Origin of the sequence: Rhodococcus sp. 008, from assembly GCF_001682295.1 — a bacterium.
Taxonomy (GTDB): Bacteria; Actinomycetota; Actinomycetes; order Mycobacteriales; family Mycobacteriaceae; genus Rhodococcus_F; species Rhodococcus_F qingshengii.
This window is the reverse complement of sequence record NZ_CP012749.1, coordinates 3,864,572-3,878,512: the sequence shown is the minus strand read 5'-3', so window position 1 is coordinate 3,878,512 and position 13,941 is coordinate 3,864,572. Positions and strand designations below refer to the sequence as shown.

Here is a 13,941-nt window from a genome sequence, read left to right as displayed (position 1 = left end):
TTGCCGCCCCCGCGATTCATGCTTGGGAGAAGAGCCGGATGTGACCGGCGTCTCGGTTCGAGCAGAGTCTGTAGAAGGAGTGCGTCATGGGAACTCGTCAAAGCCCCGATCGTGTGGTCGTGGTCGGTGCGGGTGTTGTCGGATTGTCGACGGCCTGGTTCTTGCAGGAACGTGGAGTCGAGGTCACCGTCGTCGATCGCGACGGCGTCGCAGCCGACGCGAGCTGGGGCAACGCCGGTTGGCTGGCCCCCGCATTGACGCTTCCGCTGCCCGAACCCGCAGTGCTCCAATACGGCTTGCGCGCGATGCTCAGCCCGTCGTCCCCGGTGTACGTGCCACTCACCACCGATCTGAAGCTGATTCGGTTCCTGGTCGGGTTCGCGCGCCACTGCACGCCGTCGAAGTGGCAGGAAGCGATGTCGGTCTACACCGAGGTCAACCGAACAGCCTTGGGCGCGTACGACGAACTCGCCGACGGTGGCGTCAAAGAGCTGACCCGCCTGGCCGATCCTTTCCTCGCCGCGTTTGCGTCCGAGAAGGACCGACAGACCTTGGTGGACGAGTTCCATCACGTCGAAGCTGCCGGCGGAGAAGTCGACTTCGACCTCCTCGACTACGACGCGATTCACTCGCTCGAGCCTTCACTCGGCCAGGGTGTGAAAGCCGGTTTGCGTCTGCGTAATCAGCGTTTCATCGATCCCCCGTTGTTCGTGAACTCGTTGGCGGACGCGGTTCGTGAACGCGGTGGAGAAATCGTCAGCGGTTTCGACGTCACGCAGATCGACGATCGGGTCGGCGGAGTCACTGTTCGCAGTGCACACGGTGATTCACGCGACGGCGACGCCGTGGTCATCTCGAGCGGTGCCCGCTTGAACAAGCTCGCAGCACCGTTCGGTGTGCGCAAACTGGTGCAGGCCGGACGCGGATACAGCTTCAGTGTCAAGCCCGAGCACCTCCCCAAGAACCCTGTGTATTTCCCCACCCAGCGCGTCGCATGCACTCCGTTGCACGATCGCTTCCGAGTGGCCGGAATGATGGAATTCCGCAGCCCTGACGCGCCGCTGGATCCGCGCCGCGTGCAGGCGATCATCGATGCGGCCAAGCCGATGCTCAGCGGCATCGACTGGACTGCGCGGGAAGAGGAGTGGGTGGGATCACGACCGTGCACTACCGACGGCTTGCCGTTGATCGGAGCCACGAAGTCGCCGCGGGTGCACGTCGCCGGTGGTCACGGGATGTGGGGAATCGCCCTGGGTCCGTTGACCGGAAAGATGGTGGCCGACTCGATGACCGGCGCTCAGACGCCGACCGTCATGCGCCACTTCGATCCGCTGCGCTGACAGCCGGTTTCACCCACTTGTAGTACGCGCCCGTCAGCAGAACCAGCCATCCGGCACCGACGAGCAAAGCAACTCGGGTATCGGCGATGACGCCGAGCAACACGATGACAAAAGCCAGGAACACGATCGCGAAGATCTGACCGTACGGCCACAGCGGCACTGGAAACTTCAGTGCCGCTGTTTCGTCTGCACTCATCTGAGCGCGGGAACGGAACTGCGAGAGCAGGATCATGATCCAGACGAAAATCGTGGCGAAGGTGGCCAGCGAGGCGATGACGAGGAACACCTGGTCCGGGATCAGGTAGTTGAGCAGGACTCCCACCAACAGGGCACCGGTCATGATGACAACGGTCATCCACGGAACACCGTTGGCGGAGACTCTCTTCATCACCTGCGGGGCCTGACCGGCATGCGACATTCCGAACATCATGCGACCCGCACCGAAAACGTCGCTGTTGATGGCCGACAGGGCTGCGGTGATGACGACGATGTTGAGGATCGAAGCGGCCGTTCCCAATCCGAGGTTCTCGAAGATCTGGACGAACGGGCTGTTGTCGGAGTTGATGGCCTGCCACGGAATGATCGCCATGATGACGGCGAGGGTGCAGATGTAGAAGAGAATGATGCGCACCGGCACCGTGTTGACGGCTTTCCTGATGGTCTGCGCCGGATCCTCGGCTTCGCCCGCGGTGATACCGATGATCTCGGTGCCGCCGAACGCGAACATGACGATCGCGAAACACGCGACGAATCCGCCGAAGCCCGTCGCGAAGAACCCGCCGTCCGACCAGAGGTGGCTGATTCCGGCATCGGTGTCGTGAACGCCGAATCCGAACACGATGATCGCGATGCCGCCGGCGATCATCGCGATGATGGCGGTGATCTTCACGAGCGTGAACCAGAATTCCAGTTCGCCGAACACCTTGACGCTCAACAGGTTTATCGCGCCGATGAAGAAGACGACAGCCAGAACCCAGATCCATCTCGGTACGTCCGGGAACCAGAACTGCATGTACAGGCCGAAGGCGGTGACGTCGGCGAGGCACACGATCACCATCTCGAACGTGTACGTCCACCCGGTCATGAAACCGGCGAGTGGTCCGAGGTGCTTGTTCGCGTACTCGCTGAACGAACCGGAAACCGGGTTACGGACCGCCATCTCGCCGAGCGCTCGCAACACCAGGTAGACCGCGATACCGCCGATCAGGTAGGCCAGGAGCACCGACGGGCCGGCTCGTTTGATGGCCTCGGCGCTGCCGTAGAACAGTCCGGTTCCGATGGCTGATCCGAGGGCGATGAAGCGGATATGGCGCGCTGTCAGCCCTCGCTTGAGGCCATCCTGCGTCGCTGCGTCGCTGTTCACTTCTCGGTACTCCAGTCGGATGGATCGTCATACGTGCGCGAACCATTGTCCGCTACCACCGCGCGTGTTCCCGCACGACCCTGTTGGACGGCCGTACAGTGACCTGACACACATGGTCCATTGACGGATCGCTTACGATCGACAAAAGTGTTTGTAACTTTACGTAGCATCAACTCGACTGGAGAGACTGTGTCCAACACCCTCGAAGCAAGCATCGACATCGACGCATCACCGCAGGATGTGTGGGCAATCGTCGCCGACCTGCAGCGCATGGGCGAATGGAGCCCCCAGTGCAAGGTCATGAAGGTGATCGGCGGGACCGTGCGTGAGGGTGCCAAGACGATCAACGTCAACCGCAAGGGCCTGCTGGTCTGGCCGACGTCGTCGAAGGTCGTTCGCTTCGAGCCCAACAAGTCGGTGGCGTTCCGCATCGCGGAGAACCGCACGATCTGGTCCTACGAACTCGAGCCGACCGCTACCGGCACCAAAGTGACCGAGCGTCGCGAGGCTCCCACCGGAACGTCGAAGGTCTCGCAGTTCCTCGTCAAGACCGTCCTGGGCGGAAACGCCGACTTCGAGGTCGAGCTCGTTGAAGGCATGAATGCCACCTTGAAGCGTGTGAAGAGCGAGGCCGAGGCGGCTGCACGCACCTCTGCTTGACCCTCGACCTGGTCGAGGCATCAGGATCCGTTCCATGGATCCCGTGATGACACAGATAGCGCAGGCACAAGAATTGGCGAGCTCCGGCGATCGAGCCGGGGCTCGCTCTGCGTTCGAGAAGGTGTGGGAAGAGATCAGCGCCGCCCCCGATGCGCTCCACATCCTCTCCCTCGCGCACTACATGGCCGACGTTCAAGACGATCCGGCTCAAGAGCTCTGCTGGGACCTGCGCGCCCTCGACGCTGCAGATTCGTTGACCGACGCGCGAGCCCAGGAACACCACGCATCGCTGCAGGTCGCCGGTTTCTATCCATCGCTGCACCTCAACCTGGCTGCCGACTACCGCAAACTCGGACGCGACACCGAGGCCGTCGAGCATCTGACGAAGGCCGAGGCGTCGGTCGGCACACTCGCCGACGACGGTTACGGCCGGATGATCAGGGGCGCCATCGAGCGACTGCGGGCAGAATTGATCCGTGACCACTAGTTCCGCCCTCTTGACGATCGGCGAGATGTCCAGGGCGTCGGCGCTCCCGATCAGCGCGCTGCGGTTCTACGACAAGGAAGGCGTGCTCGTCCCGCATTCCGTCGATCCGCACACCGGTTACCGCTGGTACACCGACGATCAGCTCCGCGACGCCCGCATGATCGCCGGTATGCGACGCGTCGGTGTTCCGATCCGCGACATGATGGCCGTCCTGACCGGGCCGGAACCGCATTCGTGCCTGGACGCCCATCTGCGCAACCTCGAGGACGGTCTCGCCGACGCCCGCGCCGAACTGGGGCGAATTCACCGGCTGATCGATTCGCTACCTGCCTCCGGCGGCGTGGACATCGACTCGTGGGATCTACGACGCGCACTCGACGCCGTGCTGTTCGCAGTGAACGAGGAATCGGAGTTCCCGATACTTCGCGGCGTCCACCTCGACATTCACGACGGCGTCGCTGCGTTTGTCACCACTGATCAGTTCCGGCTCGCGGTCGCCGAGGTGACAGTTCACTCCGCTCTGACGGTGTCCGCTGTCGTTCCCGTCACCTTCGCGCGATTGTTACGCGACGTCGCCGGCGTCGTGACGTTGACTTTCTCCGCGCGCACGGTGACTGCGTCGTATCCGGGAGGTGAGGTGTCCAGTCCCCTGATCGAGGACGGAGAGTTCCCTGATCACCGAATCCTGCGCGAGCACCACAACGCCGTCGAACTGAGCGGCGACCACCTTGCTGCCCTGCTCAACGGCACCGAGGACAGTGCCGTCGTCAGCGTCGGCGAAGACGGTGGTGCCCGGGTGGATCCGGGCGGAACAGATCCCCGTGAGAAGTTCCGAGTACTGGTCGACCGGCAGCGACTGCGCGACGCCGCCGCAGCCCAACCGGGGCGGCAACTGGTGATCCGAGTAAGCGGTGCGACGCTCCCGCTGGCGATACGCACCGGCGACTGTGTCGGGTACTACTCGTACTTGATGCCACTACAGCCTGTAGGAGAGAAGGCGTTCACGTAATCTATGGATGCTCTACCACCCCGTACTGTCAGTGCGACCAGCAGAAGACCTACCGAGTAGTTAGAGGAGCCTGTGGCACGCCGACCCACACCCCCCGGAACCCCGCAACCCACCGGGATCGGACATATCGTCGATCTGGTTCGCCATGCGATTCCGCCACTTCATCCCGCCGGCCTGCCGTTCGTGCTGGCCCCGCTGGGAGTTGCAGCTCTGGGCCGCAACCGTAAGTGGGTGCGCCGAGCCGGTCTGACCACCGCCGCCGCATGCGCCACGTTCTTCCGTCACCCGCACCGGGTGCCGCCCAACCGCATCGGCGTCGTCGTCGCACCCGCCGACGGCGAGGTGGCGTTGGTCGACAACGCCGTTCCGCCCGCCGAGCTCAATCTCGGAAGCGAGCCGCGCCCGCGCGTCAGCATCTTCCTGTCGGTTCTCGACGTGCATGTCCAGCGCAGCCCTGTCGGTGGAACGGTCAAAGAGGTCGTTCACCAGGCAGGCAAGTTCCTCTCCGCAGATCTCGCCGACGCCAGCGAGGTCAACGAGCGCAACAGCATGCTGATCGAAACCGCCGATGGTCACGACGTTGCGGTTGTCCAGATCGCGGGACTGCTTGCACGCCGCATCGTCTGCTACGCCGGTGTCGGTGACGTCCTGCCGATCGGCGACACGTACGGACTGATCCGTTTCGGCTCACGCGTCGACACCTATTTCCCCGCCGGAACCACACTCCTGGTCGAGCCGGGACAACGCACGATCGGTGCTGAAACAGTTATCGCGCAACTGCCGTGAAGACGCCGAAGATGAAGTCAGCCGTGAAGAAGCCGGGAGCAGCCCAACCCGGCGCGAAGATGCCCAAACGCACCCAGGCGGTGCGGTTGCTGCCGTCCGTCATCACCATCCTGGCGCTGTGCGCCGGGCTGTCCGCCGTCAAATTCGCTCTCGACGGACAACCCGGTACCTCGCTCGCGATGATCGGCGCCGCTGCCGTCCTCGATTCACTCGACGGCCGCATCGCGCGACTGCTCGACGCCACCAGCAAGATCGGCGCCGAACTCGACTCACTGGCCGACTCCATCTCCTTCGGCGTCGCCCCGGCCCTGGTCCTGTACGTGACCTTGCTGGACGGCACCAGCATCGGCTGGATCATCGCGTTGATCTACGCGGTCAGCATCGTGTTGCGACTCGCACGTTTCAACACTCTGCTCGACGACGACGACGTCCCCGCGTACGCACGTGAGTACTTCGTCGGCGTTCCGGCTCCGGCCGGCGCACTCATCGCCCTCACTCCCCTGGCCGCGACGGCTCAGTGGGGTGACGGCTGGTGGTCTTCGCACTTCGTCGTCATCGTGTGGACGCTCTTCTCGGCTGCACTGATCGTCAGCCGCATCCCGACGCTGGCGATGAAGTCGGTATCCGTGCCGCCGCACATGGCGGCCGGCCTGCTCGTCCTGGTGACGTTGGCTGCGGCCGCACTCATCACCTACCCGTACATCCTGCTGATCGTTCTCATCGCGATCTACCTGGTGCACATCCCGTTTGCCGTGCACTCGAAGCGGTGGGTGGCAGCACGTCCCGAAACCTGGGACATCAAGCCTTCCGAACGCCGCGCGATCCGACGCCAACCCAACGTCGGTGGTCGCCGCTCGGCCGCTCGTCTCGGATTGCGGCGACCCCGCTAGTCCACGACGTACTCTCGAGAGGTGACTTCGCCGGAACTCGCCCTCACCGTTCGACTCAACACCTCTGCCGCCGACCTACGCCGCGGGGTAGTGCGCTTGCACCCCGAAGCGTTGGCGGCGTTGGGCATCCGCGAATGGGATGCCATCGCACTCATGGGAGCCCGCGGCACCGCGACCGTCGCGGGCCGTGCGCCCACCGGAACCCCGGCAGGCACGATCCTTCTCGACGACGTCACCATGTCGAACGTCGGCCTGACCGAGAACTCATCCGTCGTGGTCGGTCCGGTGGCGGTGTACGGAGCGCGATCCGTCTCCGTCACCGGCTCGTCCATGGCGACAAATTCGATCAGCTCGACGGTTCTGCGACAAGCCCTTCTGGGCAAGGTCGTCAGCGTCGGCGACACGGTCTCGCTCCTCCCCCGCGATCTCGGTCCGGGTACGAGCACTTCCGAAGCCACCCAAGCGCTTTCCCGTACCTTCGGCGTCGCGTGGACATCCGAACTGCTCACCGTCACGGCCGTCGAACCTGCCGGTGGTCCGGTCAGCGTCCAGCCGAATTCGGCAGTCAACTGGGGTTCCGGCTCGGCGGGCACACTGACACCGAGTGCGCTTGTTTCCAGTCCGGCCGCCGTCGCGATCGAGCCTGCACCGTCGGTTCCGCTGGATCACCTCGTCGGCGCGCAAGCGCAGGCAGCCAAGCTGACCGAGTGGCTCGGCCTGGCACTCGACGAACCAGAACTGCTCCGTACGCTCGGCGCCTCACCGCACCTCGGCGTCCTCATCACGGGCCCCGCCGGCGTAGGCAAAGCCACGTTGGCCCGCTCGGTCCTGTCCTCGCGCAAACTGGTCGAACTCGACGGCCCGGGAGTCGGTGCCACCGAGGCGAATACCCGCCTGCAGCGAATCGTCGACGCCGTTGCTGCCGTGCGCGGCGGTGGCGTACTGCTGATCAGTGACATCGACGCTCTGCTTCCGGCCACCGCGGAACCGGTGTCCGCACTGATCCTCGAACAACTGCGCAGCGCCGTCGCAACCCCGGGCGTGGCATTCGTCGCGACCTCCGCCCATCCGGAGACCGTCGACGCGCGCCTTCGCGGCCAGGATCTCTGCGATCGAGAACTCGCACTTACCCTGCCGGACGGCGCAACTCGCAAGGCATTGCTCGAACTCCTGCTCCGCCGAGTGCCCACCGGAACCCTCGAACTCGACGCCATCGCCTCGCGCGCACCCGGATTCGTGGTCGCCGACCTCGCGGCGCTCTGCCGTGAAGCTGCCTTGCGAGCGGCGACGCGGGCGTCCAAATCCGGTGATTCTCCGGAGATCACGCAGGAAGATCTTGTCGGTGCCCTCGAAGTGATTCGGCCACTGTCCCGTTCGAGTACCGAAGAACTGTCGATCGGCAGCGTCACCCTCGACGACGTCGGCGACATGGTCGAAACCAAACAGGCGCTCACCGAGGCGGTGCTGTGGCCGCTACAGCACCCCGACTCCTTCGCACGCCTCGGTGTCGACCCACCCCGCGGCGTGCTCCTCTACGGCCCTCCCGGCTGCGGTAAGACGTATCTCGTTCGCGCCCTTGCCAGCTCGGGGCACCTCAGCGTTCATGCCGTGAAAGGCGCAGAGCTGATGGACAAGTGGGTCGGCGCCTCCGAAAAGGCCGTAAGAGAGTTGTTCCAGCGCGCACGCGATTCGGCGCCCTCGTTGATCTTCCTCGACGAAATCGACGCCCTTGCCCCGCGTCGTGGTCAAAGTTCCGACTCCGGGGTGTCGGATCGCGTCGTAGCCGCGTTGCTGACCGAACTCGACGGCGTCGAACCGCTACGCGACGTCGTGGTGTTGGGCGCCACCAACCGACCGGATCTGATCGACCCGGCTCTTCTGCGCCCCGGCAGACTCGAACGTCTCGTATTCGTACCGCCGCCGGATGCGGAGGCCCGCAAAGCGATTCTGCGTGCTTCCGGCAAGTCGGTACCGCTCGCCGAAGATGTCGATTTGGACATTCTGGCCGTCGATCTCGAGGGATACTCGGCAGCAGACTGCTCGGCTCTCCTGCGTGAGGCTGCACTCGCCGCCATGCGTCGGAGCATGGACGCGGCCGACGTGACGGCCGCGGACGTGGCAACCGCCCGTGAGAAGGTACGTCCCTCACTCGATCCCGAGCAGGTGGCACACCTACAGGCGTACGCGGACAACCGATAAGGACTGACCATGGCTGCTGATCTGGTTCTGTACGGCGACATCGTGACCATGCACGAGGAAGCACCACGCGCCCAGGCGCTCGCCGTGACGGGCGGCCGGATCACAGCCGTCGGCGCGCGCACGGACGTCGAGGAACTGGTGGGGCCGGATACCCGCGTCGTCGACGTCGGAGGTGCCACTGTTCTGCCGGGGTTCATCGAGCCACACGGTCACCCTTTGGAAGAAGCCATCGTGCTCGGGCCTGACGTCGTCGACATCCGGCCTGTCACGATCGCCGAGGCGGACGCCGTAGTTGCTGCCGTCGTCGACACTGTTCGTTCGCGAGGTGCTGCCGGCGCTTCTCTGAACGGTTGGGACCCGTTGCTGCAGAAGGGCCTACCCGACCCGACCATCGACTGGCTGGACTCCGTAGCGCCGGAGTACCCCCTCGTGATCATGCACAACTCGGGACACGTCGCGTATTTCAACACGGCGGCAGCAGTGCAGGCCGGCATCACCCGCGATACCCCCGATCCGATCGGCGGATCGTACGGCCACGACGCGACGGGCGCACTCGACGGAGCCGCGTACGAAATGCCTGCGGTGTTCGCAGTCGCGGGCCACGCAGTCACTATCGGTGACGACTTCCCCGCACTGGTGGCGGCCGAATGCGCCCGAATGAACGCCGCCGGAATCACCACCATCGCCGAATTGTCGTTCGACCCCAAGATGCGGCCCGCCCTGGCCGCAATAGCCGACGCCGGACTGCTCACCACCCGCCTGCGGCTCTACGAAATGTCCAACGACGCACGCACTACCGAGGCGTCGCCGGGCGACGGAAACGACCTGGTGCGCCAGATCGGCATCAAGGTCTGGTCCGACGGTTCGCCGTGGGTCGGCAACATCGCCACCAGTTTCCCGTATCTCGATACCGAAGCCACCCGTGCGCTCGGGATCGCCTGCACGCACGGGCATGCCAACTACACCGGCGAACAGATCCACGACATCAGTTCCGCTTACTTCGCCAAGGGGTGGCAGATGGCGTGCCACGCCCACGGCGACGACGCGATCACCATGGTTCTCGACGCGTGGGAGCAGCTTCTGAAGGAGCACCCCCGGCCCGATCACCGGTTGCGCCTCGAACATGTCGGCGCGATGCGTCCGGATCAGTTCGCCCGCGCAGCGGAACTGGGCGTCACGGTCAGCATCTTCATCGACCACTTGCACTACTGGGGTGACGTTCTGGTGGATGACCTGTTCGGCCCCGAATACGGATCCGTCTGGGCCGCAGCAGGATCTGCACTCGCGGCCGGGCAACGGTTCACCTTCCACAACGACGGTCCCGTCACCCCCGCCAATCCGCTACGGAATATGCAGGACGCCGTCACCAGACTTTCGCCCAGCGGCCGCGTCGTGGCACCCCAGGAACGGATCCCCGTGGACGCCGCCGTGCGCGCCCATACGGTCAACGCCGCTTGGCAGCTGTTCAGCGAAGATCACATCGGGTCCATCTTTCCCGGCGCCTACGCGGATTTGGTTGTGCTGTCGGCAAATCCCCTCGACGTCGAGCCGGCCGAGCTGGCCGACATCACGGTGCTCGCCACCGTCCTGGAGGGCCGGACGGTGTACGGGGACCTGAGCGCGATCGACTGATCGGTCGCCGCGGACAAGACTGTTGCCCTCCCTGCTCGAGTTCCAAGGATCGTTGCGAGAACGGAAACGACGCTGGGTGGTCTCAGAGTTCGGTGTGGACGTCGTCAACGACCTGGGCAATCGCATGTTTCGCCCAGGCCGTGATCTGCTCGTTCGTGTCGCGGTAGTACGGCAAGGCAACCAATGCAATCGACAGAGCCCATGCGCGGCCACGCGTCCAAGTGCCCTCGTCCACGTCAACATGAAGCCGGAATGTATGCCGAGTGCTCGGCGTCAGCAGAGTCCATGCAATGAGGTAGTCGAGATTGCCTGCCGCAAATCGAATGAAGATCCGAAAAGTCCCAAAAATCGGAATTGTCGAAAATTATTGCATAGGAACAGTTTTCGAGATTCAAGTCTTGTGTTCGAAACTTTGTTCGATTAGACTTTGAGCATGGACAGTCGGGAAGCGTGGCAGCTGGATGGTGAGGGCCTCAAGAGTGAGGTTCTGGATCTGGTGCGCGCCCGGCACGAGTTGCAGTCGCGGATGGTGTTGCTGATCGTCGAAATGTTTTCCCGGGACGTTCTCGGCGGGAAGGGTTTTCGGGCGATCGCACAGTGGTTGCACGGGTCGACGAATCTGGAGATCGGCGAATGCAGCCTGCTGGTCGGGTTGGCGCGGTTGCTGATGCTCGAACCCGTGGTGGGCGATGCGTTTCACCGCGGTGACGTTGATGCGTTGAAAGCCCGTCAGGTGGCGTCGTTTTGTCAGCATCCACCGAAGAACATGACGCCGGCGGATGTCGACAAGGCCCGCGGGATCTTGTTGGGGTTGGCGTCGAAGAACATCGTGGATTGCGATGCGGTGCGGGCGGCGATCCGGCGGATCGAGAAGCAGTACGGCAAGCGTGAGGACGGCGTTCCGGTGGGTGAGGATTCGGAGCGTAACGAGTTCTACGCCTCGAAAGGCTTGTACGGGCGGGTGACCGTGAAGGGTGATTTGGATGCGGTGAACGGGGCGCGTCTGATCACGTTGTTGTCGAGCCTGTCTGCGCCGATACCGGAGAAGGACGGCGTGAAGGACACCCGTACTCCGGCGCTGCGGCGTGCGGACGGGTTCTGCGAACTACTGCGGCGGTACGAGCGGGCGGGGTTGGGCCCGATCGAAGGCGGGGTGAAACCGCACATCACGGTCACCGCGTCCGCGAAAGACATGACGGATCTGCAGGCTTTGAAAGACCTCCTGCCGTCGACGGAGGAACTCGGGTTTGCGTGGGCGGATTGGGTGGGTCCGATCAGTATCGATACTGCGCGGATGTTGGCGTGCGACTGCACCGTGACGCGGATTTTGTTGGATGAGAATGGTGTTCCGCTCGACTGCGGTAAGGAAGCGAGAACAGCGACGGTGCCGCAGAGGCGGGCGTTGGCGGTTCGTGATGGTGGGTGTGCGTTTCCGGGGTGCGGAACGCCGTCGGGGTGGTGCGATGCTCATCATATTGTTCACTGGAACGATGGTGGCCCAACAGATCTCGACAATCTGATCTTGTTGTGCGGTCATCACCACCGGACACTGCACCACACCGAATGGCGGGTGGAGATCGGGCCGGATCGCAAAACGGTGTTCTACCCGCCGATGTCTGTTGATCCGTATCAGCAGCCGATCGGCGGGAACGGCCCACCGACAGCAGCCTGAAGTGAAACAACTCGAGACGCGAGCACCGGGGCACGATCATGCCCCGGTGCTCATGCTGCGTTCCGTCATCTTCGCGGAGACGTACGGCCTACCAGCGGTTCCGAACCTCCTCGGCAAATCCGAGGAGATCTCGAACCACCACGGAGGTACCGTCGTCGAGGATCACTGTGCCGGAGAACTTTCCGAACACCTGATGCTGAATCGAACGCAGCACCCCGACGTCGAAAGTCGCGGCACGGTCGATGATCGGCTCGAAAGTCATCTCGAAGCGACCATCGTTGCTCGAGAAGTTCCACGGAGCGCCGTCGTACGTTCCCTGCGGGATGCCGAAGTCGATCCTGTCCAGTTTGTGTGCCCGCCCTCCGACAAACACGATGTTCTCGCTGGCCGCCGTAGTATCGCCGAAGCCGTAACCGATGTTGAATCCGAACCGCTCGCCGTTCACCACTCCGGATGCAGAACCCCAGTACCAGGTGTTGTCGTAAGTCCAGACTCCCCTGCCCCAATCGAGAACGCCGAACGAGTCCTCCGAGCGAAATGTGAAGTCGTCGCTCCCGATTCGCACGGTCCCGGCAGCGGGCAGGCAGTTGATCTTCTGGTTGTAGTAAAACGATCGGGACGCCTTCGGAAACGGTGTGGCGATCACCATCCGGTCATCGGCAGGACTCGCCAGGAACAAATCGGCATGAAGACCTCGTCCACCGTCGAAAGCCGGGTAGTCGACGATCAGGTGGCGCCCACCGTCCACATGGCGAAACTCGAAGCGAGCTTTACCTTTCGACACCACCACATCACCGTCGTCCGCGCTTTCGGGCAGACCGAGCCTTCCCATCGGGAACGGCAGCATCACGTTTTCGGTAATCTCGTGTGGTGTTCGGAAATCGAGCCAGGAGACTCCGAGCAAGCCCATGTACCCGTTGTCGGCGACGGTCAACGCGATGCCGTAATCCGCAGTAAGAACGCAGTAGTAGTCCCACTCCTTGATCCGGAACTTCGGAGCGGCGATCGCAGAGCGTCGATACTTGCGAATCTCCGATGGGGCCCAACCCGTCTCGACCAAATGTCCGCCATCGTCGAGAAGCGGGCCGGGCGACATCAGTGTCTGCATTCTTACTTCCAGCGTCCCAAGATCTCGTTCGCACGGTTGGCCAATGCCATCTGGAAGAACGGACCGAAGCTCACACGTGCCACTCCGAGCGGACCGAAACTTGCCGGGTCGTCCTGATCCGGGATTCCGATCGCATTGATCGGAAGTGGAAGTTCGGACGTCAGGCGGCGCTGGGTCGCGTCGTCATGCCGCCCGACGGGGTAAAGAACGTCGGCGCCGGCGTCGGCCGCCAGCTTGAGGCGTGCGATGGCGCGATCGACGCGATCGGACTCGTCACCGACCTGCTTCACGAACAGGTCGGTGCGCGCGTTGACGACAACGTGAACTCCGGCTGCGTCGGCGGCCTGACGAAGCCCACCCACGAAGTCGGCGTGCTCCTGCGCCTCGCGCAAGCGTCCGCCTTCACTGTGAACGGTGTCCTCGATGTTGAGTCCGACAGCGCCGGCATCGATCAACCCGTCGATGAGAACTGCCGGCTCGAGCCCGTAACCACCCTCGATGTCCACCGAGATCGGGGCGTCGACCGCACCGGTGATCTGCTTGATCCGGTGCAGAAGTTCGTCGAAGGTGATGCCCTCGTTGTCCGGCTTGCCGATGGAATCGGAAACCGGGTGGCTGCCTACCGTCAGGGCTGCAAAACCTGCAGCCACCGCAAGATTCGCCGACCACGCGTCCCATACCGTCGGGAGAATGACCGGGTTGCCTGGCTGGTGCAACGCCAGTAGAGCTGTTGCCTTGTCGTTGATCGAAGTCATGCGGTGGCTCCTCGAGATCGTGGGGTGTACCTCTCACCTA

13 protein-coding genes are annotated in these 13,941 nt (G+C 63.6%); 9 read left to right on the top strand and 4 right to left on the bottom strand.

Translation table 11 applies throughout. The annotated features are described in order from the left end of the window. The first annotated feature begins 86 nt into the window (after positions 1–86). The gene (locus AOT96_RS18085) at positions 87–1,340 is read left to right on the top strand and encodes an NAD(P)/FAD-dependent oxidoreductase (protein WP_007733715.1); all 1,254 of its coding nucleotides are present in this window, start codon (positions 87–89) and stop codon (positions 1,338–1,340) included. Here AOT96_RS18085 and AOT96_RS18080 read toward each other — a convergent pair. Further along, a complete protein-coding gene (locus tag AOT96_RS18080; protein ID WP_007733714.1) occupies positions 1,312–2,703 on the bottom strand; it encodes an amino acid permease in 1,392 nt (463 codons plus the stop codon). The two genes, AOT96_RS18085 and AOT96_RS18080, sit on opposite strands and share 29 nt — an antisense overlap. A 189-nt stretch (positions 2,704–2,892) precedes the next feature. On the opposite strand from AOT96_RS18080, the gene AOT96_RS18075 reads away from it, so the two are divergent. From AOT96_RS18075 to AOT96_RS18045, 7 genes are all read left to right on the top strand, one after another. After that, positions 2,893–3,363 (top strand): SRPBCC family protein, encoded by a 471-nt coding sequence (locus AOT96_RS18075; protein ID WP_003941500.1) that lies wholly within the window; start codon positions 2,893–2,895, stop codon positions 3,361–3,363. A 34-nt stretch (positions 3,364–3,397) separates the two neighbouring features. Further along, on the top strand, positions 3,398–3,850 hold the full coding sequence (locus AOT96_RS18070; RefSeq protein ID WP_065352100.1) for a hypothetical protein: 453 nt from the start codon (positions 3,398–3,400) through the stop codon (positions 3,848–3,850). Next, a complete protein-coding gene (locus AOT96_RS18065) occupies positions 3,840–4,859 on the top strand; it encodes a DNA polymerase III subunit beta family protein (RefSeq protein WP_065352099.1) in 1,020 nt (339 codons plus the stop codon). The genes AOT96_RS18070 and AOT96_RS18065 overlap by 11 nt, the downstream gene beginning before the upstream one ends. Before the next feature lie 72 nt (positions 4,860–4,931). After that, positions 4,932–5,645 (top strand): phosphatidylserine decarboxylase, encoded by a 714-nt coding sequence (locus AOT96_RS18060; protein WP_003941540.1) that lies wholly within the window; start codon positions 4,932–4,934, stop codon positions 5,643–5,645. 59 nt (positions 5,646–5,704) lie between these two features. Then, positions 5,705–6,535 (top strand): CDP-alcohol phosphatidyltransferase family protein, encoded by an 831-nt coding sequence (locus AOT96_RS18055; protein ID WP_029254795.1) that lies wholly within the window; start codon positions 5,705–5,707, stop codon positions 6,533–6,535. 21 nt (positions 6,536–6,556) lie between these two features. Continuing rightward, positions 6,557–8,734, top strand: coding sequence for an AAA family ATPase (locus AOT96_RS18050; protein WP_065352098.1), 2,178 nt, complete (start codon positions 6,557–6,559; stop codon positions 8,732–8,734). A 9-nt stretch (positions 8,735–8,743) separates the two neighbouring features. Beyond that, positions 8,744–10,366: an amidohydrolase gene (locus AOT96_RS18045; RefSeq protein WP_065352097.1), complete on the top strand. Its 1,623-nt coding sequence runs from the start codon at positions 8,744–8,746 to the stop codon at positions 10,364–10,366. Between the two features lie 82 nt (positions 10,367–10,448). Here the strand turns inward: AOT96_RS18045 and AOT96_RS18040 are convergent, their stop codons facing one another. Further along, a complete protein-coding gene (locus tag AOT96_RS18040; protein WP_007733703.1) occupies positions 10,449–10,601 on the bottom strand; it encodes a hypothetical protein in 153 nt (50 codons plus the stop codon). Between the two features lie 198 nt (positions 10,602–10,799). Between AOT96_RS18040 and AOT96_RS18035 the strand changes: the two genes are divergently transcribed. Continuing rightward, a complete protein-coding gene (locus AOT96_RS18035; RefSeq protein WP_064075625.1) occupies positions 10,800–12,038 on the top strand; it encodes an HNH endonuclease signature motif containing protein in 1,239 nt (412 codons plus the stop codon). A gap of 88 nt (positions 12,039–12,126) precedes the next feature. Here the strand turns inward: AOT96_RS18035 and AOT96_RS18030 are convergent, their stop codons facing one another. Both AOT96_RS18030 and AOT96_RS18025 read right to left on the bottom strand, forming a co-directional pair. Further along, positions 12,127–13,146 carry a DUF2804 domain-containing protein gene (locus AOT96_RS18030; RefSeq protein WP_007730095.1) on the bottom strand — a complete coding sequence of 340 codons (1,020 nt, stop codon included), beginning with the start codon at positions 13,144–13,146 and terminating at the stop codon, positions 12,127–12,129. 2 nt (positions 13,147–13,148) lie between these two features. Then, positions 13,149–13,901 (bottom strand): isocitrate lyase/PEP mutase family protein, encoded by a 753-nt coding sequence (locus tag AOT96_RS18025; RefSeq protein ID WP_007730096.1) that lies wholly within the window; start codon positions 13,899–13,901, stop codon positions 13,149–13,151. Between the last annotated feature and the right edge of the window lie 40 nt (positions 13,902–13,941).